18 protein-coding genes and 1 tRNA gene are annotated in these 18,655 nt (G+C 64.7%); 15 read left to right on the top strand and 4 right to left on the bottom strand.

Annotated features, from left to right (window positions below; genetic code table 11):
- Positions 1–156: 156 nt before the first annotated feature.
- The 3 genes from ACM43_RS24455 (at position 157) to ACM43_RS24445 (ending at position 1,128) form a co-directional block, all read left to right on the top strand.
- The gene (locus tag ACM43_RS24455; protein WP_036024433.1) at positions 157–564 is read left to right on the top strand and encodes a TIGR02300 family protein; all 408 of its coding nucleotides are present in this window, start codon (positions 157–159) and stop codon (positions 562–564) included.
- A gap of 94 nt (positions 565–658) precedes the next feature.
- Positions 659–734 (top strand) — tRNA-Ala (locus tag ACM43_RS24450).
- Positions 735–891: 157 nt separating this feature from the next.
- Complete coding sequence (locus tag ACM43_RS24445) at positions 892–1,128, top strand: GIY-YIG nuclease family protein (RefSeq protein ID WP_271543430.1); 237 nt, start codon at positions 892–894, stop codon at positions 1,126–1,128.
- A 4-nt stretch (positions 1,129–1,132) separates the two neighbouring features.
- On the opposite strand, the gene ACM43_RS24440 is transcribed toward ACM43_RS24445, so the two are convergent.
- On the bottom strand, positions 1,133–1,591 hold the full coding sequence (locus ACM43_RS24440; protein ID WP_157285996.1) for a MarR family winged helix-turn-helix transcriptional regulator: 459 nt from the start codon (positions 1,589–1,591) through the stop codon (positions 1,133–1,135).
- A 155-nt stretch (positions 1,592–1,746) separates the two neighbouring features.
- Between ACM43_RS24440 and ACM43_RS24435 the strand changes: the two genes are divergently transcribed.
- From ACM43_RS24435 to ACM43_RS24385, 11 genes are all read left to right on the top strand, one after another.
- A complete protein-coding gene (locus tag ACM43_RS24435) occupies positions 1,747–2,172 on the top strand; it encodes an organic hydroperoxide resistance protein (protein WP_036009140.1) in 426 nt (141 codons plus the stop codon).
- 177 nt (positions 2,173–2,349) lie between these two features.
- The gene (locus tag ACM43_RS24430) at positions 2,350–3,552 is read left to right on the top strand and encodes a CaiB/BaiF CoA transferase family protein (RefSeq protein WP_036009143.1); all 1,203 of its coding nucleotides are present in this window, start codon (positions 2,350–2,352) and stop codon (positions 3,550–3,552) included.
- A 405-nt stretch (positions 3,553–3,957) separates the two neighbouring features.
- Positions 3,958–5,274, top strand: a complete 1,317-nt coding sequence (gene ugpB / locus ACM43_RS24425; protein ID WP_271543429.1) for a sn-glycerol-3-phosphate ABC transporter substrate-binding protein UgpB — start codon at positions 3,958–3,960, stop codon at positions 5,272–5,274.
- A gap of 50 nt (positions 5,275–5,324) precedes the next feature.
- Entirely contained in the window at positions 5,325–6,206 is an 882-nt protein-coding gene (gene ugpA, locus ACM43_RS24420; RefSeq protein ID WP_157285998.1) for a sn-glycerol-3-phosphate ABC transporter permease UgpA, read from the top strand.
- Complete coding sequence (ugpE, locus tag ACM43_RS24415) at positions 6,206–7,054, top strand: sn-glycerol-3-phosphate ABC transporter permease UgpE (protein ID WP_157285999.1); 849 nt, start codon at positions 6,206–6,208, stop codon at positions 7,052–7,054. Before ugpA ends, ugpE begins: the two co-directional genes overlap by 1 nt.
- Before the next feature lie 108 nt (positions 7,055–7,162).
- On the top strand, positions 7,163–8,251 hold the full coding sequence (locus tag ACM43_RS24410; RefSeq protein ID WP_271543425.1) for a sn-glycerol-3-phosphate import ATP-binding protein UgpC: 1,089 nt from the start codon (positions 7,163–7,165) through the stop codon (positions 8,249–8,251).
- A gap of 270 nt (positions 8,252–8,521) precedes the next feature.
- Positions 8,522–8,947: an Hsp20 family protein gene (locus ACM43_RS24405; RefSeq protein WP_024338612.1), complete on the top strand. Its 426-nt coding sequence runs from the start codon at positions 8,522–8,524 to the stop codon at positions 8,945–8,947.
- Positions 8,948–8,997: 50 nt separating this feature from the next.
- Positions 8,998–9,270 (top strand): DUF1150 domain-containing protein, encoded by a 273-nt coding sequence (locus tag ACM43_RS24400; RefSeq protein WP_271543423.1) that lies wholly within the window; start codon positions 8,998–9,000, stop codon positions 9,268–9,270.
- A 395-nt stretch (positions 9,271–9,665) separates the two neighbouring features.
- Positions 9,666–10,307, top strand: a complete 642-nt coding sequence (locus ACM43_RS24395; protein ID WP_271543422.1) for a TetR/AcrR family transcriptional regulator — start codon at positions 9,666–9,668, stop codon at positions 10,305–10,307.
- Complete coding sequence (locus ACM43_RS24390) at positions 10,304–12,991, top strand: molybdopterin-dependent oxidoreductase (RefSeq protein ID WP_271543420.1); 2,688 nt, start codon at positions 10,304–10,306, stop codon at positions 12,989–12,991. The genes ACM43_RS24395 and ACM43_RS24390 overlap by 4 nt, the downstream gene beginning before the upstream one ends.
- Positions 12,988–13,908, top strand: a complete 921-nt coding sequence (locus ACM43_RS24385) for an FAD binding domain-containing protein (protein ID WP_271543418.1) — start codon at positions 12,988–12,990, stop codon at positions 13,906–13,908. Before ACM43_RS24390 ends, ACM43_RS24385 begins: the two co-directional genes overlap by 4 nt.
- A gap of 208 nt (positions 13,909–14,116) precedes the next feature.
- Here ACM43_RS24385 and ACM43_RS24380 read toward each other — a convergent pair whose 3' ends face one another.
- The 3 genes from ACM43_RS24380 to ACM43_RS24370 are packed head-to-tail and all read right to left on the bottom strand — an operon-like array spanning position 14,117 to position 17,685.
- Positions 14,117–15,655 (bottom strand): acyl-CoA synthetase, encoded by a 1,539-nt coding sequence (locus tag ACM43_RS24380; protein WP_271543417.1) that lies wholly within the window; start codon positions 15,653–15,655, stop codon positions 14,117–14,119.
- A gap of 57 nt (positions 15,656–15,712) precedes the next feature.
- Positions 15,713–16,843: a DUF5938 domain-containing protein gene (locus tag ACM43_RS24375; RefSeq protein ID WP_271543415.1), complete on the bottom strand. Its 1,131-nt coding sequence runs from the start codon at positions 16,841–16,843 to the stop codon at positions 15,713–15,715.
- A 38-nt stretch (positions 16,844–16,881) separates the two neighbouring features.
- Positions 16,882–17,685: an SDR family NAD(P)-dependent oxidoreductase gene (locus tag ACM43_RS24370; RefSeq protein ID WP_271543413.1), complete on the bottom strand. Its 804-nt coding sequence runs from the start codon at positions 17,683–17,685 to the stop codon at positions 16,882–16,884.
- 317 nt (positions 17,686–18,002) lie between these two features.
- Here ACM43_RS24370 and ACM43_RS24365 point away from each other — a divergent pair, with 317 nt between their 5' ends.
- A complete protein-coding gene (locus tag ACM43_RS24365; protein ID WP_271543411.1) occupies positions 18,003–18,638 on the top strand; it encodes a TetR/AcrR family transcriptional regulator in 636 nt (211 codons plus the stop codon).
- The last annotated feature ends 17 nt before the right edge of the window (positions 18,639–18,655 follow it).

Here is an 18,655-nt window from a genome sequence, read left to right as displayed (position 1 = left end):
TTGTGTCCTTGAATAGGCCCGGTGGGCTGGCGCGCAGGTACCACATGGTCCGCGCCCCGTCACGGGCATGTCGTTCTCCCGTAATGCGCTATTGACAGCGGGCCGCCAACTAGCCAAGTGAAGCACCGCTTTTCAGACATTCCCAGGATTCCTGCCGTGGCCAAGTCCGAACTCGGAACCAAACGTATTTGCCCGACCACGGGCAAGAAATTCTATGACCTCAACAAGAATCCGGTGATCTCGCCCTATACCGGCGAAGTGGTGCCGATCGCCCCGGTCGCTCCTGCCCGCGGGCCCCGTGCGGCCGAGGCCCGCAACATGGCCCAGGACAACGCGCCGGAGCCGGCGGAGGCCGAGGAGTTGGTCTCGCTCGAGGAGGCCGATGCCGAGGAGAACACCGGCAAGGTCAAGGCGGTCGTGCCCGAATCGGAGGACGATATCGAGGTCGACGAGACCCTCGACGACGATGATGACGACGATTCGACCTTCATTGCGGACGAGGAAGAGGGCGATGAGGACGTGACCGACATCATTGGTGATGTCGGCGGTGATGAAGAGACTTGAGATCAGCCCTGATCTGTGAAAAAGGGTGCACCGCGCGAGTCGGAAGGCTCGCCGGTCCGGGGTGATCGACCAGGTTCACTCCATCTAGGGTTAAGGGGCCATAGCTCAGCTGGGAGAGCGCTTGCATGGCATGCAAGAGGTCGGCGGTTCGATCCCGCCTGGCTCCACCAGCCTTCGCTGGCTTCGCCAGCTTCGGCTCGGCAAGCCAGCTCCGCTCCCTCGTGGCGAAGCTAGCGAAGGCTGCCGCGGCGTAGCCCGAAGGGCGAAGCCGGGCTTCAGCAAAACAAGGGCGGGTGTAAACTCTCTTCGACAACCGGGGGGAGTGCGATGAAGTACGTCTACATCTTGGAGAGCCTCGATTCCCTCCATTTCTACGTCGGGATCACCGACGACCTCCGCGCCCGACTGACAAAGCACAATGCTGGCGAGGTGCCCCACACTTCGAAATACGGACCTTGGCGGCTCAAGACTTACGTCGCATTCAGCGACGAGAAGCAGGCCGTCGCATTCGAAAAGTACTTGAAGTCGGCATCAGGCCGCGCCTTCGCCAAGAAGCGGCTTTAGCCCCCTACTCCCCGATCACCGCATTCAGCCGATCCCTCAGCGCCACGATCTCGTCCTTCATCGCGACCAGTTCTGACACCGAGCAGTCCGACGCCGCCAGGATCGATTGCGGCACGTTGCGCGCCTTCTCCTTCAGCGCATGGCCCTGCGCCGTCAGGGCGATCAGGACCTGGCGCTCGTCCTCGCGCGAGCGGGTGCGCCTGACGAGATGGGCAGCCTCGAGCCGTTTGAGCAGCGGCGTCAGCGTGCCCGAATCCAGGAACAGCTTCTCGCCGATCTCCTTGACCGGCACGTCGTCCCGCTCCCACAGCACCAGCATGACCAGATATTGCGGATAGGTCAGGCCGAGCCGATCGAGCAGCGGCTTGTAGACGCGGTTGAAGGCGTGCGTGGCGGAATAGACCGCAAAGCAGATCTGGTTGTCGAGGCGAAGCGGGTCTACCACCGTTGATTTCCGGGCCATGACGAATCTCGCGCGTTTCTCTCATTCTGGGCCCGGCCGGCGGCACATTCAATTGCGAACAATTAAATGTGAGGCGCGACGAATTAGATTGCGCGCAATCTAATTGTCTGCGATAAAGCTTGCACCCCAACCCGGAAAGACCCGAGGAGACGAAAATGTCTGTGAACGTCCTCTACAAGACCAGCGCCAAGGCCACCGGCGGCCGCGACGGCCATGCTGCGACCCTCGACGGCGCGCTCGACGTCAAGCTCACCACGCCGAAGGAGCTCGGCGGTGGCGGCGGCGCTGGCAACAATCCCGAGCAGCTGTTCGCGGCCGGCTATGCCGCCTGCTTCATCGGCGCGATGAAGTTCGTGGCCTCGCAGGGCGGCCCGAAGGTGCCTGCGGATGCCTCGGTCACCTCGACCGTCGGCATCGGCCCTCGCTCCGAGGGCGGCTTCGGCCTCGATATCGACCTTGCGGTCTCGCTGCCGGGCCTTGCCCGTGCAGATGCCGAGGCGCTGGTGGCGAAGGCGCACCAGGTGTGCCCGTACTCCAATGCCACGCGCGGCAACGTTGACGTTCGCCTGACGGTGGTCTGATCGGCAGCGCGGATCGGCTGGCCCGGGGCCTCCTCGGGCCGGCCACTTACGAGGAAATTTGCCACCCCGCGGCATGGCTGCACGGCGGCGCATACGGCTCCACGCTCGGCGCCATTGCTGGCGCAAACAAACCTCGCTAGGCCTGTGATCCAATGATCGACACAGGGAAGCGAAGGCATGACTGAAGCAGCAACGGGCGCCATGAGCGGACTGCGCGTCATCGATCTCACGCGCGTGCTCGGCGGTCCCTACTGCACCCAGATCCTCGCCGACCACGGCGCCGACGTGATCAAGGTCGAGCCGCCCGCGGGCGACGAGGTGCGCGAATGGGGCCCTCCGTTCCACGAAGAGGATGCGGCCTATTTCGTCGGCATCAACCGCAACAAGCGCTCGATCGGCCTCGACCTCGCCTCCGAGGGCGGCCGAATCGTGCTGCTCAAGATGCTGGAGACCGCCGACGTCCTGATCGAGAATTTCAAGCCGGGCACGCTGGAGAAATGGGGCATCGGCAACGACGTCCTCAGCAAGAAATATCCCCGCCTCGTGCATTGCCGGATCTGCGGCTTCGGCGCCGACGGCCCGCGCGGCGGCAACCCCGGCTATGATGCCATCATCCAGGCCATGACCGGCATGATCGCGGCGACCGGCTCGCCCGAGAGCGGGCCGATGCGGATCGGCGTGCCCTTGGTCGACATCACCACCGGACTTTATGCGGCGATCGGCATCCTGATGGCGCTGTCGGAGCGGCAGCGGTCGGGCAAGGGCCAGTTCCTGGAGACGACGCTGTACGAGACCGGCCTTGCCATCATGCATCCGCACACCGCGAATTATTTCATGCATGGCAAGCCGCCTGGTCTCACCGGCAACGAGCATCCGAACCTCGTCCCTTACGCGATCTTTCCGACCAAGACCGACAACATCTTCATCGGCGTCGGCAATGACGGCACCTTCCGCAAGCTGGCGAAAGAGATCGGCAAGCCCGAGCTCGGCACCGATCCACGCTTTGCCCGTAACAAGGACCGCATCGCCAATCGCGAGGCACTGCGCGCCGAGCTTGCCGCCGTGTTCAGCCAGCACGAGGCCGAGCCGCTGTGCAACCGCCTGCTCGCGGCGGGCCTGCCCGCGGGGCCGGTGCAGAAGATCGACCAGGCGTTGACGAACCCGCACACGATCGCGCGTGGCGATATTATCGAGAAGGACTGGTACAAGGGCGTGGCCTCGCCGATCCGGCTCGATCGCAGCAAGCCGAGCCTGCGCCGCGTGCCGCCGAAATTCAGCCAGCACGCGGCCGAGGTGCTGGGCGAGTTCGGCTACTCCAAGGCCGAGATCGACGCGATGGTCGAAAAGGGCACGGTCTGCGGTCCCGAGCGGAAACGCTGAGCTAAGGCGAGCGTCAACGGTGGTGCGCTCCCTCTCCCGCTTGCGGGAGAGGGTTGGGGAGAGGGTGCCTCCGCATTGGGGACAATCCCCCTAGAGGATAGAACCTTCACCCGGCGCGCGGGACGATGCTTCGCATCGCCCGGACGCGCCGACCTCTCCCGCAAGCGGGAGAGGTTTCTGAGCCCGCGGCTAATTACTCCGCATCAACCGATGCCGCACTGCGGCGCGCGCACGTATGTGCAGCGCGAACGGAGTTGGCTGACGGCTCCGTCTTGGCCTATTTGACGACTTCCCATCTGGCCGCGCTTGCTGCTTTCGTTTCTCCCGCTTACACAGTCATGTGAACGTCATATGGCGCTGCTAGCGCAAGCGCTTCTTTTTAGTGACGGGCAAGGGAGGTTCTTGATGGCTCTTCGACATTTTGGCACGGCGGCGGCCGTCGCACTCACAATTGGTCTCGGCGCCTCGCCGGCACTCGCGGTAACCGAAATCCAGTGGTGGCACGCCATGACCGGCGCCAATAACGACGTCATCGTCAGGCTCGCCAACGATTTCAACACCACGCAGAGCGACTACAAGGTGATCCCGACCTACAAGGGCAACTACGCCGATACGATGAACGCCGGCATCGCCGCGTTCCGCGCCGGCAACGCGCCGCACATCATGCAGGTGTTCGAGGTCGGCACCGCCACCATGATGGCGGCCACCGGCGCCGTGAAGCCGGTCTACAAGCTGATGGCCGAGACCGGCGAGAAGTTCGATCCGAAGGCCTACTTGCCCGCGATCACCGGCTACTACTCGACCTCGAAGGGCGAGATGCTGTCCTTCCCGTTCAACTCGTCCTCGACGGTGATGTGGGTCAATCTCGACGCGCTGAAGAAAGCGAATGTCGAGATCCCGAAGACCTGGCCCGAAGTATTCGACGCCGCCAAGAAGCTGAAGGCGGCCGGGCACGCCACCTGCGGCTTCTCCAACTCCTGGGTCACCTGGGTCAATCTCGAGCAGCTCTCCGCCTGGCACAACGTGCCGCTCGCCAGCAAGGCCAACGGCCTCGACGGTTTCGACACCGTGCTGTCCTTCAGCGGTCCGCTCCAGGTCAAGCATCTCGAAAATCTGGTCGAGCTCCAGAAGGACAAGACCTACGACTATGCCGGCCGCACCAACACCGGCGAAGGCCGCTTCACGTCGGGTGAATGCCCGCTCTACCTGACCTCGTCGGCGTTCTTCGGCAACGTCAAGGCGCAGGCCAAGTTCGCCTTCACCGCGGTGCCGATGCCCTATTACCCGGACGCCAAGGGCGCGCCGCAGAACTCGATCATCGGCGGTGCCTCGCTCTGGGTGATGGGCGGCAAGTCGGCCGACGAGTACAAGGGCGTCGCCAAATTCTTCTCCTTCCTCTCGGACACCGATCGCCAAGTCTACATCCACAAGGCCTCGGGCTATCTGCCGATCACCAAGGCGGCCTATGACAAGGCCAAGGCGGATGGCTTCTACAAGGACCAGCCCTATCTCGAAACGCCGCTGCTCGAGCTGACCAACAAGGAGCCGACCGAGAATTCGCGCGGCCTGCGCCTCGGCAACATGGTGCAGCTCCGTGACGTCTGGGCGGAGGAGATCGAGCAGGCGCTGGCCGGCAAGAAGACCGCCAAGCAGGCGCTGGACGCGGCCGTCGAGCGCGGCAACACCATGCTGCGCCAGTTCGAAAAGACCGCCGTGAAGTAAGGCGACAAGCGGCAGGCCGGTCAGCCGGCCTGCCGCCCCCCGCGGGCATCATGCAAAAGCAAGCCATTTTCCAATCGAAGCTGTTGCCCTATGCGCTGGTTGCGCCGCAGCTCGCGATCGTCCTGATATTCTTCTACTGGCCGGCCTTGCAGGCGGTAATCCAGTCCTTCCTGCTCCAGGACGCCTTCGGCCTGTCAACCAGCTTCGTCTGGTTCGAGAACTATATCGACCTGTTCAAGGAGCGCGCCTATTTCGAGGCGATCGTCCGCACCTTCTTCTTCTCGTTCGCCATCGCGATCTCGTCGCTGTCATTCGCGCTGCTGCTCGCGGTCATGGCCGACAAGCCGCTGCGTGGCGGCACGCTTTACCGCACGCTGCTGATCTGGCCCTATGCGGTGGCGCCGCCGGTCGTCGGCGTGCTCTGGATCTTCATGCTGCACCCTTCGCTCGGCGTGCTCGCGCGCTACTTGCGCACCCTAGGTATCGACTGGAATCCGCTGCTCGACGGCAATCAGGCAGCTGCCCTGATCATCATGGCGGCCGCCTGGAAGCAGATCTCCTACAACTTCCTGTTCTTCCTCGCCGGCCTCCAGAGCATCCCGCGCAGCGTGATCGAGGCGGCTGCGATCGACGGCGCCCGCCCGATGCGCAGGTTCTGGACCGTGATCTTCCCGCTGCTGTCGCCGACAATCTTCTTCCTGCTGGTCGTCAACATCGTCTACGCCTTCTTCGACACGTTCGGCATCATCGACACCATGACCCGCGGCGGTCCGGGCAAGTCGACGGAGACGCTGGTCTACAAGGTCTATACCGACGGCCTGCTCGGCGGCAACCTCGGCAGCTCCGCGGCGCAATCGGTGATCCTGATGATCATGGTCATCGTGCTGACGGGCATCCAGTTCCGCTTCGTCGAACGCAAGGTGACCTACTGATGGTCGAGGAAGAAGGCTTTCGGCGCTACATTGCCCATATCATCCTCTGGATCGGGATCGCGATCGTCGCCTTCCCGGTCTATCTCGCTTTCGTGGCCTCAACCCAGGACAACGCGGTGATCGCCAACGGGCAGATGTCGCTGCTGCCGGGTGGCCATTTTCTCGAAACCTACTATAAGACGATCTTCATCGGCACGAGCGGCTCCACCCGCGAGCCGGTCGGCAACATGATGCTGAACTCGCTGGTGATGGCGATGCTGATCGCGCTCGGCAAGATCGCGGTCTCGATCATCTCCGCCTATGCGATCGTCTATTTCCGCTTTCCGTTCCGGATGGCGATCTTCTGGATCATCTTCATCACTTTGATGCTGCCCGTCGAGGTGCGCATCTATCCGACCTACAAGATCGTCGCCGACCTGCACATGCTCGACAGCTATGCCGGCCTGTCGCTGCCGCTGATCGCATCGGCCACCGCGACGCTGCTGTTCCGCCAATTCTTCATGACGGTGCCGGACGAATTGCTGGAAGCCTCGCGCATCGACGGCGCCGGCCCCTTCCGCTTCTTCTGGGATACGCTCTTGCCGCTGTCGCGCACCAACATGGCGGCGCTGTTCGTGATCCTGTTCATCCTTGGCTGGAATCAATATCTCTGGCCGCTGTTGATCACCACGCGCGACGACATGCAGACCATCCAGATCGGCATCCGCAAGATGATCACCACCACCGACGCGCTGACCGAATGGCCGATCGTGATGGCAACCGCCGTGCTGGCCATGCTGCCGCCGGTGGTCGTCGTCGTCGCCATGCAGAAATTGTTCGTGCGCGGCCTGGTCGAGACGGAAAAGTGAAGATGGCGAATAGTGAATGGCGAGTGGCGAATGGGGTCGCTGCGTCCGCGTTGCGTGCTAACAAGTCCCCATTCGCCATTCCCTACTCGCTATTCGCTGGTGCAACCCATGGCTAACGTCACCCTGCGCAGCGTCCGCAAGACCTATCCCGGCGGCTTCGAGGCCATCAAGGGCGTCGATGTCGATGTCGGCGACGGACAGTTCTGCGTGCTGGTCGGACCAAGCGGCTGCGGCAAGTCCACGCTGCTGCGCATGGTCGCGGGGCTGGAGACGGTCACCGGCGGCGAGATCGACATCGGCGGCCGCATCGTCAACGGAGTAGAGCCCGCCGATCGCGACATTGCGATGGTGTTCCAGAACTACGCGCTCTATCCGCATATGAGCGTCTACAACAACATGGCCTACGGCCTGCGCAACCGCGGCATGGCGGAAGCCGAGATCAGAACCCGCGTCGACGAGGCCGCGCGCATCCTCGAGCTCACGTCGATGCTGGAGCGCAAGCCGCGTCAGCTCTCCGGCGGCCAGCGCCAGCGCGTCGCCATGGGGCGCGCCATCGTGCGCCAGCCGAAAGTGTTCCTGTTCGACGAGCCGCTCTCCAACCTCGACGCCAAGCTGCGCATCGCGATGCGGGTCGAGATCCGCAAATTGCAGCGCCGGCTCAACACGACGTCGATCTACGTCACCCATGACCAGCTCGAGGCGATGACGCTCGCCGACATTCTTGTCGTGATGAACGGCGGCCAGGTCGAGCAGGTCGGCAATCCGCTTGATATCTACGAGAAGCCGGCGACGACCTTCGTCGCCTCCTTCATCGGCGCGCCGCCGATGAACTTGATGTCGACGCGGCCCGAGGAGATCCGGTCGCAGCTCGCCGGCAGCGCCGCAGCCGACGCCGGCATCGTCGGCATCCGCCCGGAGGATTTTGTCATCACCGACGAGACGCCGGCCGGCGGCGTCGCCCTGCCGCTCACCGTCGAAGCCATCGAGCGCGTCGGCGCCGAGACCTTCGTCTACGGCTCGCGGGAGCAGGAGGATCAGCGCGTCGCCGCCACGCCCGGCGAGCTGCCGCCCGGCGAGGTCATCGTCCGCATTCCCGGAACCCAAGCGCCCGCCATCGGCGCGAGAATCCGGGTCGCGGCGGTGCGGGCCAAGCTGCATCTGTTCAGTGACGACGGGCGGACGCGGCTTAAGGGCTGAGCGGCTCCGGGGCCCGACGACAAAAGTGCGAAAACAACCCCATGCACAGTAGAAGGGGGTTTGTTTTTGTTGGGATAAATCGCCTCTCACGAAGCGTCATGCCAACCATGACGAACCAGGCATTCGGGCGATGGCGGAAAGGGGCCCGTCCACAACCTCCCCCGCTACGTCCTTGAACCCACAGGGGAACATGCCCATATTGCTGATCAAGGGGCGCCGCTCGCGGGCCCTGATGCACCAAAGTCGCTTTCTGCGAGGACTTTGTAAACTATGTCTCGTGTTCCAACGCTCTCCAGTCCCTTCCTGCTGGGCTTTGACGAGATCGAGCGCGTGCTCGATCGGGTCGTCAAAGGCGCCGACGGTTATCCTCCCTACAATATCGAGAGGTGCGACCGCACGGACGGCCAGCCCGAGCGTTTGCGCATCACGCTGGCGGTCGCCGGATTTACGCGCGACCAACTCGATGTAACCATTGAGGAAAACCAGCTCGTGATCCGCGGGCGACAGCAGGACGACAAGACCCGGCAATACATCCATCGCGGCATCGCCGCGCGCCACTTCCAGCGCACCTTCGTGCTGGCGGAGGGGATGCTGGTGCTGGGCGCGGATCTGAAGAACGGGTTGTTGTCGATCGATCTGGCCCGGCCTGAACCGGAGCGGATCGTTAAGACAATCGCTATCAATGAGCACGAATAATGGAACGAGTAGCGGACTCGACCGCTTAGTGTTCCAGAGGAGTCGAGACCATGAGTGAAGGTCACGTTGCGTTCGAATACGAAGCCAAGAACGTCTCTCCGGAGACGCTGGCAACCCTGGGCGAAGGCCATATCGCCTATGTGAAGCAGATCCGCTCCGAGGACGTGCCGGGCCTGTTCCCCGAGGCGCCCAGGATCGCGCCGGGCCTCAAGCTTTTCGCGCTCCACGCCGCCGACGGCACGCCGATCATGCTGACCGACAGCCGCGAAGCCGCGGTCGCCAACGCCTGGAGCAACGAGCTGCAAGCGGTGAGCGTGCACTGAGCACGCGCGCGTCGCAGGAAGAGTTTCAAGCGGGCATGCCTTCGCAAGAAGGCGTGCCCGTTTTCAATTGGGCGGCGAGGTGTTCGCGTCGCCATCGGCAGCCAACGGGAACTCGGCGATGCCCCTGCCCGCGTGCGGCAGGGCTATCGCATGTTAGACGTGGCTGGGACACCGACTGGTCCACGGCGTCATGGCCGGGCTTGTCCCGGCCATCCACGCCTTTCCATGCAGCACAAAGAACGTGGATGCCCGGGACAAGCCCGGGCATGACGGGCTCTCGAAATTCCGATGCAATGACCTCTCCTGCGCGTGCGGGCGGCCTTGGCTCATGCGCGCACGAGACCGTCATCAATCCGTGATTTGACATTTCGTTCTTCTTTGTCAAATCTGACAAAATGCAGGCCAAGGCCCCTCCCCAGGACCGGATCCTCGACGCCGCCTTGCGCGTGTTCCGGCGCCACGGCTTCCGCCGCTCCTCGATCGAGCAGGCGGCGGAGGAAGCCGGACTGACGCGGCAGGCGCTCTATCATCACTTCGCCTCCAAGGAGGCGCTGTTTCGCGCCGTGCTCGAGCGGATCTACGCGCAGGGGCTCGCTGCCGAAATCGCGGCCGCGAAGGCGGCGGAAGAATCCGGCCTCGAGCTTGCCGACATCCTGGTCGCCGAGATCGGCGCGCGGATGCAGTCGCTGCTCGCTTCGCTCAGGGATTCGCCCCACACCGAAGAGCTGTTTTCCGAGCACCTCGCGCAGGCGCGCGACCTCTACCAGAGCTATTCCAGCCGGTTCACCGAGGAGATCGCAACCACGATCACGCGGGTGTGCCGCAAGCGAAAGCTCAAGCTCGAAAGCGGCGTCAGCGTGCGCGAGCTCGCGCGCTGCGTCGAGATGGCGATCCACGGCACCAAATCCGCTTTCCCCGCCATGCAGCCGGTCGACGCGTTCCTGAAGCAGCTCGAGACCATGCTGCGCATGCTGATCGCCGGCGCGATGGCGCCGTCGGCAAAGAAGTCCCAACGCAAAACGGGAGTTCGAAAATGACCAGCACGACCATTAATGGACGGCCTCTGGTGCTGCCCGACGATCCGGATGCGCTCTTGATCGACGTGATCCGCGATGGCGGCCTCACCGGCACCAAACTCGTCTGCGGCTCCGGCGTCTGCGGCGCCTGCACCGTGCTGCTCGACGGCACACCGGTCGTGAGCTGCCTGTTGCCGGCGCAGGCGGCCGCCGACAAATCGCTGACGACCATCGAGGGCATAGGTAGCGCCGGATTGCATCCGGTGCAGAAGGCGTTCATGGCGCACGACGCCCTGCAATGCGGCTTCTGCACACCCGGCTTTGTCGTCGAAGCCGCCGCCTTCCATGACGGCTGGCGCGCGACCAAGGGCGCGGCGACACCCTCGCGCGAGGAGATCGCCGCCGCGCTATCGGGACATCTCTGCCGCTGCGGCGCCTATGAAGGCATCTATCGCGCCGTCGCCGAAGCATGCTCGGGCCGCTTCGACGGCAACGAGCCCATCGCGCCGCGGCTGGAGGCCCGCGACAAGGTGACGGGCCTCGCCCGCTACACGGTCGACATCCACCATGACGGCCAGCTCGAAGGCGTCATCCTGCGCGCGCCCGTCGCGCATGCGAGGATCACCGGGCTTGATCTGGCGCCGGCGCGCGCCATTGCCGGTGTTGCCGCGGTCGTTCCGCTGCTCGACGATGACAACATGGTCCGCTTTGTCGGCGCGCCGATTGCAGCCGTCGCGGCCAAGGATCGTCGCACCGCACTGCAGGCCATCGCCGCGATCAGCTTCAAGCCCGAGCCTTTGCCCGCCGTGATCGGGCTCGATGCAGCGCGACGCGACGATGCACCAATCGTGTTCGAGAAGAAGGACCGCAAGCGTGCCGGCAACGTGTCCGAGGGCGCAGGCGGCGCTCCGGTGTCGTGGAAGGGCAATGTGCGCGGGCCTTCGGCGCCGTTCTCGCAGAAAGCCAAGCGCGCCAAGAGCTGGCTCGACGAGGCGCGCCAGCAACGCAATCCGCTGCTGGTCGAGGAGACCTTTCGCGTCTCGACGCAACAGCACGCAAGCCTCGAACCACATGCCGCCGTGGCCAGGTTCGATGGCGATCAGCTCATTGTGCACATCTCGACCCAGGCCATCCACGAGAGCATGGAGAAGATCGCCAAGCGTTATGGTCTTCCGCATGACAAGGTGCGTGTGATCGCCGATCATGTCGGCGGCGGATTCGGCTCCAAGGGCAGCCTGGGGCTGGAGACCATCGCCGCGATCGAGCTTGCGCGCGCCGCCAAAGCGCCGGTGCGCGTCGCCTTCGATCGTGAAGAGGAGCTTTCCGTCACCGGCTATCGTCCGGCCGCCGAGCTGAAGCTGTCCTTGCTGCCTTCTGCGGAAGGCCGCCTCAAGGCGCTGTCGCTCACTGCCCATGCCGACACCGGCGCCGCCGTGAACTCGCTGATCGCGGGTCTGGCGCGGCTGATCTATCCGGCCGAGGCAAAAGAGCTCGTCGACTTCGACGTGCTCAGCAATTTGCCGCCCGGCGCGCCGTTCCGCGGCCCCGGCGGTCCGCCGATGTCGTTTGCGCTGGAGCAGGCGGTCGACGAAGCGGCGCTGCGCATGAAGATGGATCCGATTCACCTCCGCAAGCTCTGGGACCCCGATCCTAACCGCCAGCGATTGTACGACTGGGCTGCCGGACTCGACGTCTGGAAGAACCGCAAGCCGGCCGCCTCGCAAACCGGCCGCTACCGGCGCGGCGTCGGCGTTGCCACCGGCTACTGGCTCTATCTCTGGCAGACCGGCTCCTCGGTCGAGCTCGCGATCAAGGGCGGCCGCATCGTCGCAAGCTGCGCGGTACAGGATATCGGCACGGGCACGCGCAGCGTGATCGCCAACACCGTCGCGAAGGCGTTCGATCTCGAGCCGCAGGATGTGGACGTTCGCATCGGCCGCTCCAGCCTGCCCCGCGGACCGGGCTCCGGCGGCAGCCGCGTCACCGCCTCGGTGGTGCCGCCGACCTTGCTCGCCATCGACAAGCTGAAAGCGGAAATCAGGCGCACCGCGTCTCGCACACCCGCTCCGGGCTCGAACGCGCCCTGGCGCGAGATGATCGCGGCTTCCCCTGATATCGCCGTGTCGGCCAAACGCCAGGAGGACGGCAAGCCGCCGCCCGGCGTCAGGCCCGCGCTGCACGAGGCGGGCATCATGGGCCGGGTGTTCGGTTGGGTGCTGCGTCTGATGAGCCACATGGTGGTCGGCGCCGGCGTGCCGAGCTCGGTGCAGGTGATGGAAGTCGAGGTTGATACCTGGCTCGGCCATGTGCGCGTGCTCAACGCCTATACGGGCCTCGCGGTCGGCAAGCTCGCCGCGCCGGCGCTGGCCCGAAGCCAGGCCGCGGGCGCGGTGATCCAGGGCATCGGCTACGCACTCTATGAGTCGCGGGAGACCGATCCCTTGAGCGGCCACGTCCTGAGCGGCAGCATGGAGGATTACCGCATCCCAGGGATTGCCGACATGCCGAAACTGGAGGTGCATTTCGACGAAGCCGGTTTCGAGCATGTGCCGGGCGGCAGCGTCGGCATCGGCGAAGTCGCCACCGTGCCGACCTCGCCCGCGATCGCCAACGCCATCCGCGATGCGATCGGCGTGAGACTGACTGAAATTCCGTTCCGGCCCGATCGTCTTGTGGCCGCGCTGAAAGGGAGGGATGCAGCATGAGTGTCGCCGTCATGACCGCCAATCTCACGCCTGAATTCCGCGCCGGAGGCACCGACTTCAGCGAACGCCGCCGCAGCGGCGTGTCGCAGGGAATGCTGATCGATATCTCGGCCAACGGCGACAAGACGATCACCTGGGACGCCGACGGAGCAGCCCAGATCGGCGCGCTCACCACCATCGCCACGATCGCGACCGACGCGCGCATCGCCGCTGCCTATCCCGGTATTGCGGCGAGCGCGCAAGGGCTCGCCACGCCGCAGGTGCGCCAGGTTGCAACGCTCGGCGGCAATCTCGCGCAGCGTTCACGCTGCTGGTATTTCCGCCGGGCCGACATCGATTGCCTGAAGAAAGGCGGCAGCACCTGCCCTGCCCGGTCCGGCAATCATCTCTATGGCGTTGCCTTCGATCTCGGCGCCTGCGTCGCGCCGCATCCATCGACCATGTCGGCGGCTCTGCTCGCCTATGATGCGACCATCACCACCGACCGGCGCAGCGGATTGACGATTGCCGGCCTGCTCGGCGACGGCTCGCTCTCGCACGCCGATCATACGCTCGCAGCAGGCGAGATGATCAAGAGCATTGCGCTTCCTGCTCCGCTTCAAGGCGAGCGCGCGTCCTACAAGCGGGCGATCAGCCGGACCTATGCGGAATGGCCGCTGGTGGAGCTCTGCGCCCGCGTCGTCATCGCCGGCGGCAAGTTCGAGCTCGTGCGTCTCGCTGCAGGCGGCGTCGCGCCCGTGCCGCTCCGCCTCACCGCCGTGGAGGTCCAGCTCAGCGGCAAGGTTGCGAATGCGGCATCGATCGCAGAAGCGGCGAAAGCGGCGAGCTCGGGTGCCAAGCCATTGCCGATGACGGCCTACAAGCTCGATCTCCTGCAAGGGCTGGTGCGCGACGTGCTGGAGCGGCTTTCGGGCTAGAGAATGATGAGACCAGGTTTGATTGCTACAACATAAGTGCGCCCCCTCTCCCGCTTGCGGGAGAGGGTTGGGGAGAGGGTGTTTCCGCAGTGGGATAGCCCGCAAGAGGAGAAAGCCCTCACCCGCGCCTTCGGCGCGACCTCTCCCGCAAGCGGGAGAGGTTTGCACCGAGCACGTGGCGATCGATTCAACCTACACCCATCACGCTCTAACCGCCTGAGCGGCCGGCCAGCCGCGCGCGGATATCCGGCTTCAGCACCTTGCCGACCTTGGACCGCGGCAGATCGTCCCAGACTTCGATCTGCTTCGGTGTCTTGACGCTGCCGATCCGCTGCTTGACGAACGCCGCCAGCGCCGTCGCGTCGACGCTCTGGCCGGCACGGGGCTGCACCACGGCGACGATACGCTCACCCCATTTCTCGTCCGGAAGGCCAACCACGGCGCAATCCTGGACCGCCTCATGCGCCCGCAGCGCGTTCTCGACCTCGATCGAGTAGACGTTGAACCCGCCGGTGATGATCATGTCCTTGGCGCGATCGACGATGTAGAGGTAGCCATCGTCGTCGATGTAGCCGATGTCGCCGGTGTGGTGCCAGCCATGCGCGGAGGCCTCCGCCGTGGCTTCGGGATTCTTGTAATAGCCTTGCATCACCAGCGAGCCGCGAACCACGATCTCGCCGCGTGAGCCGGTCGGCAGCAGATTGCCGTCGCCATCCATGATGCCGGCCTGCACCAACGGGCTGATCCGCCCCGCCGAGGCGAGGCGCTCCATCGCGATCGCGCCATCGGCATTGTAATGCTGATCCGGTGCCATCATCGAGATCATCATCGGCGCTTCAGTCTGACCGAACAATTGCGCCATGGGCCCGATGCGCCGGAGCGCCTCCGCAAGCCGTGTGGCCGAGATCGGCGCCGCGCCGTACCAGAAGCATTGCAGAGACCCGAGCTTCGCGGAGTCGAGCTTGGGATGATCGAGCAGCATGTAGATCAATGTCGGCGGCAGGAAGGTGTGCGTGACATGGTAGCGCTCAATCAAATCGAGGAATTCGGCGATGTCGGGGCGATGCATGATCACGATGCGGCCGCCGAGCGCCATGATCGGGAAACACAGCACACCGGCCGCATGGGTCAACGGCGCGAGCGCGAGATAGACCGGACGCCCCCTGAAGGGATAGCCCATCAGCGTCAGCGCCGTCATGGCTTCGATGTTGCGGCCCGACAGCATGACTCCCTTCGGCTTTCCGGTGGTGCCGCCGGTGCCGGGAATCATCGCGAGATCGTCGACCGTCTCGCGTTGATATTGGTCGACCGAAAGGCCAGCGAGCCAACTGTTGAACGAGGGCGCGAAGGGCAGTTCGCGATCGAGGCAGACGAGGACACGCAGCTTCGGCAGCTCCGCCCGCACCGCCTCGACCATCGGCGCGAAGCTTGAATGAAACAGCAGCAGGCTGCAGTCAAATTGGTCGAGGACGAGCCGGTTTTCGGCCGCCTCGTTGCGCGGATTGATCGGGCACCAAACCGAGCCCGCCCGGGAAATGCCGAACACGCATGCAAACGCGACCGGATCGTTGCCGGAAAGGATTGCGACCTTCTCGCCGGCAGCAATACCCGATCGCGCGAGCCCGCGCGCGACGCGGTAGCTCAGCTGCTGCACCTCGCAATAGCTGAGATCGCGACCGTCCATGGTCAGGCACGGCGCATCGGGGCCGAGCGAGGCACCTTTGTCGAGGTAATCGATGAAGCGCATGATCAATCCCGGAAGCAGCTGGCGGGTGGCGCGCGGCCGCGCCACCCGTGATCTTGCTCAGTCGTGCACGGTGAGGACCGGTCTGCTGACCAGCCCGAAGCTGCGCAGCTGGCCGAGCAGTTCGTGGTGACCGAACGCCTGGCAACCGGAGGCGAAGCCCACGCGCTTGGGCGGCTGCTGCAGCAGGTGCGCCGCTGCATAGGCCTGCAGCAGGCCGGTCTGCTTGTAATTGCTGTTGCCGCTGATGACGCAGTGCGCGCGCCCCAATGGGCCGGAGGCATGCACCGAATCCAGCGACTTGTTGACGCGCGGGTTTTCGCGCGGCGGCATGGTGTTCATCACGCCGGCGGCGGTCTGCGCCAATGCGGCGTAGCGGTCGTCGGGGTTCATGTCCTTGGTCGCCTCCAGCGCGGCGGCGACGATCTGCGGCACGCCCAGCATCAGCGCGCGGTTGAACACGCCGCCCAGCACCTTCACGTTGGCCACGCGCGGATCGCGCTTGAACCACACCGGATGCGAGGTGCCGCCCCAGGGCAGCGCCAGTGCGAGCTCATGCTGGCCGGGGATGGCGAGGTTGTAGAGACCGGCATCCACCTGATGCTCGACATACTTGTTCTGCTCCAAATAGTAGGCCTTGGCCATCGCGGCGTTGACCAGGATGGTCTGTGTCGAGGCGATGGTCGGGCTGCCGCCCCAGAACACGGCGATATCGAGCGTGTCGAGGCCGGGCGTCTCCAGGCACAGCTGCGCGGCGATCTCGCCGGTGGTGTACATCTGCGCGATGCCCGGCGCGAGCAGCAGGCCAGCATTGGCGAACTTCGTGCCCCATTCCTGCTCGAGCGTGATCAGCCAGTCCTGCTCGCCGGTGGTGTCGGTGTAGTGGCATCGGGACGCCCAGCAGGCCTGCACCACCTCGCCGCCGAACCTGGCGAAGGGGCCCACGGTGTTGAGCACCACCGAGGCGCCGTTGAACAACTCCGTCAGTGCGCTCACGGTGTGCGGCACTTCCACCACCTCGTAGTCGGCGGTCTCGATACCGGCCACGTTCGCTTTCATTGCGGCGTTGAGCTTCTCCGCGCTGCGTCCGGCGGCGATGAAGGGGATGTTGTACTCGCGTAAGTATTCGCAGACCAGCCGGCCGGTGTAGCCGGACGCGCCATAGACGATGACGGGCTTCTTCGCGCTCATTGTCGTTCCTCCGAAATGTTCGTTGTCGGGTTTGCAGCTCACATTCCCATGCCGCCATCGACCGGCAGTCCGATGCCGGTGATGAAGCGGGCTTCGTTCGAGCACAGGAACACCGCAGCATTGGCGATGTCGCCGACCTCCGCGAGCTTGCCGAGCGGCGTCTGCTCCACGACCGAGCCGACCGCGGCGTTGACGTCGGGCGCGAGACCGATCTTGACGATGTCGTTGGCCAGCTGCAGGCCCATGTCGGTCGGGATCAAGCCGGGATAGATGCAGTTGACGCGCACGCCATAACCGAGCTTGCCGGCCTCCATCGCAGCGACCCGTGTCATGCGATCGACCGCGGATTTCGTGCCGGAATAGACCGAGATGCTCGGGAAGGCGATCGTCGCCGCGACAGACGCGATATTGACGATCGCGCCGCCTTTGCCCGCCGCTCCGCCCGGCCGCATCGCGCGGAAGGCGTGCTTCATGCCGAGCACGGTGCCGACGATGTTGACGTCGCACATCCGCCGCGCATCCTCGGCCCTGATCTCGCTGACCAGCGACGTGATCTCGATGCCGGCATTGTTGACGAGGATGTCGTAGCCGCCGAGGGTGGCGACCGTCGCAGCAGTCGCTTTCTCCCACTGCGCATCGTCGGCGACATCGAGATGCACGAAGCCGGTCTTCACACCGAGCCTGGCGATCTGGCCGGCGCTGTCCTTGCCGACGTCGTCGAGAATGTCGCCGATCATGACCGCCGCACCGGAGCGCGCCAGTGCTTCCGCAATCGCCGCTCCTATCCCGCGGGCTCCGCCGGTGACCAGGGCTTTGCGGCCATCAAGGCTCTTCTCACTCATCGCACGTCCTCCCTTTGCTTGGACTGATCTTTTGGACTGATCTGCTCGCTGATGATCGGTGCGCGCTGCGATTGGCAGCACGGTGCCGGCGCGGTTGCGCAACGGCATGCGAGTCCGTTCCGGCGGCGCGGCGCCGGTGGGTGCATTTCCTCCATTTGCTGGCGTCTTGACGACTGTCCAAATTTCTTGGCGCGCACACTCCTCCCGGAACTTGACGGTTGTCAAGGAAAAAATTTGACAGTTGTCAAAGAGGATGGTCTGTAGACGATGACCGACGACGTGATCGTGGTGACCAAGAGACGGGAGACAGCGCGACGATGGCGCGGCAAGCGACAGGAGCGGCGAAGCGGGAGGCCGTGGCGGAGATCGTGCGGGACGACAAGTTCAACGCGCGACGCATCGAGCTTGCCGAGGCCGCGCTCGAAACGCTTGGAGAGCTCGGCTTCGCCCGGACCAGCCTGCGGGAGATCGCGCAGAACTCGGCGTTCACGCACGGCGTGTTCCACTATTATTTCAGCGACAAGCTCGACCTGATCTGCTGCTGCGTTCGCCACTACAAAGCCAAGTGCGTGACGCGCTATGACGAGGTCGTCGCGACAGCAACGAGCCGCGACGAATTGACGGAGGGCTTCCTCGCCAAGCTCGCAGCAACGCTGCAGAACGAAGCCCGCATGCACCGGCTTTGGTACGATTTGCGCTCGCAGGCGATGTTCGAGGCGGCGTTTCGCAAGGATGTCCTCGAGATCGACAAGAGCCTGGAAGCGATGATCTGGCGCATTGCCTCTCGCTATGCCGAGCTCGGCGGCAAGCGGCCGGCGTCGTCGCCAGGCGCGCTCTACGCGCTGTTCGACGGTCTATTCCAGAGTGCGCTGCTCAAGCACCTCTCGGGTGACAAGAGGGCGGTCCCCGAACTGCTCGACGAAGTCCGGCGCCTGCTGCCGACGGTCTGCTGAAGCGCGGAAACGGCGCC

Source organism: Bradyrhizobium sp. CCBAU 45321 (assembly GCF_028128975.1).
Taxonomy (GTDB): domain Bacteria; phylum Pseudomonadota; class Alphaproteobacteria; order Rhizobiales; family Xanthobacteraceae; genus Bradyrhizobium; species Bradyrhizobium yuanmingense.
The sequence above is the reverse complement of the archived record's forward strand: the minus strand, read 5'-3'. Positions and strand labels throughout refer to the sequence as shown.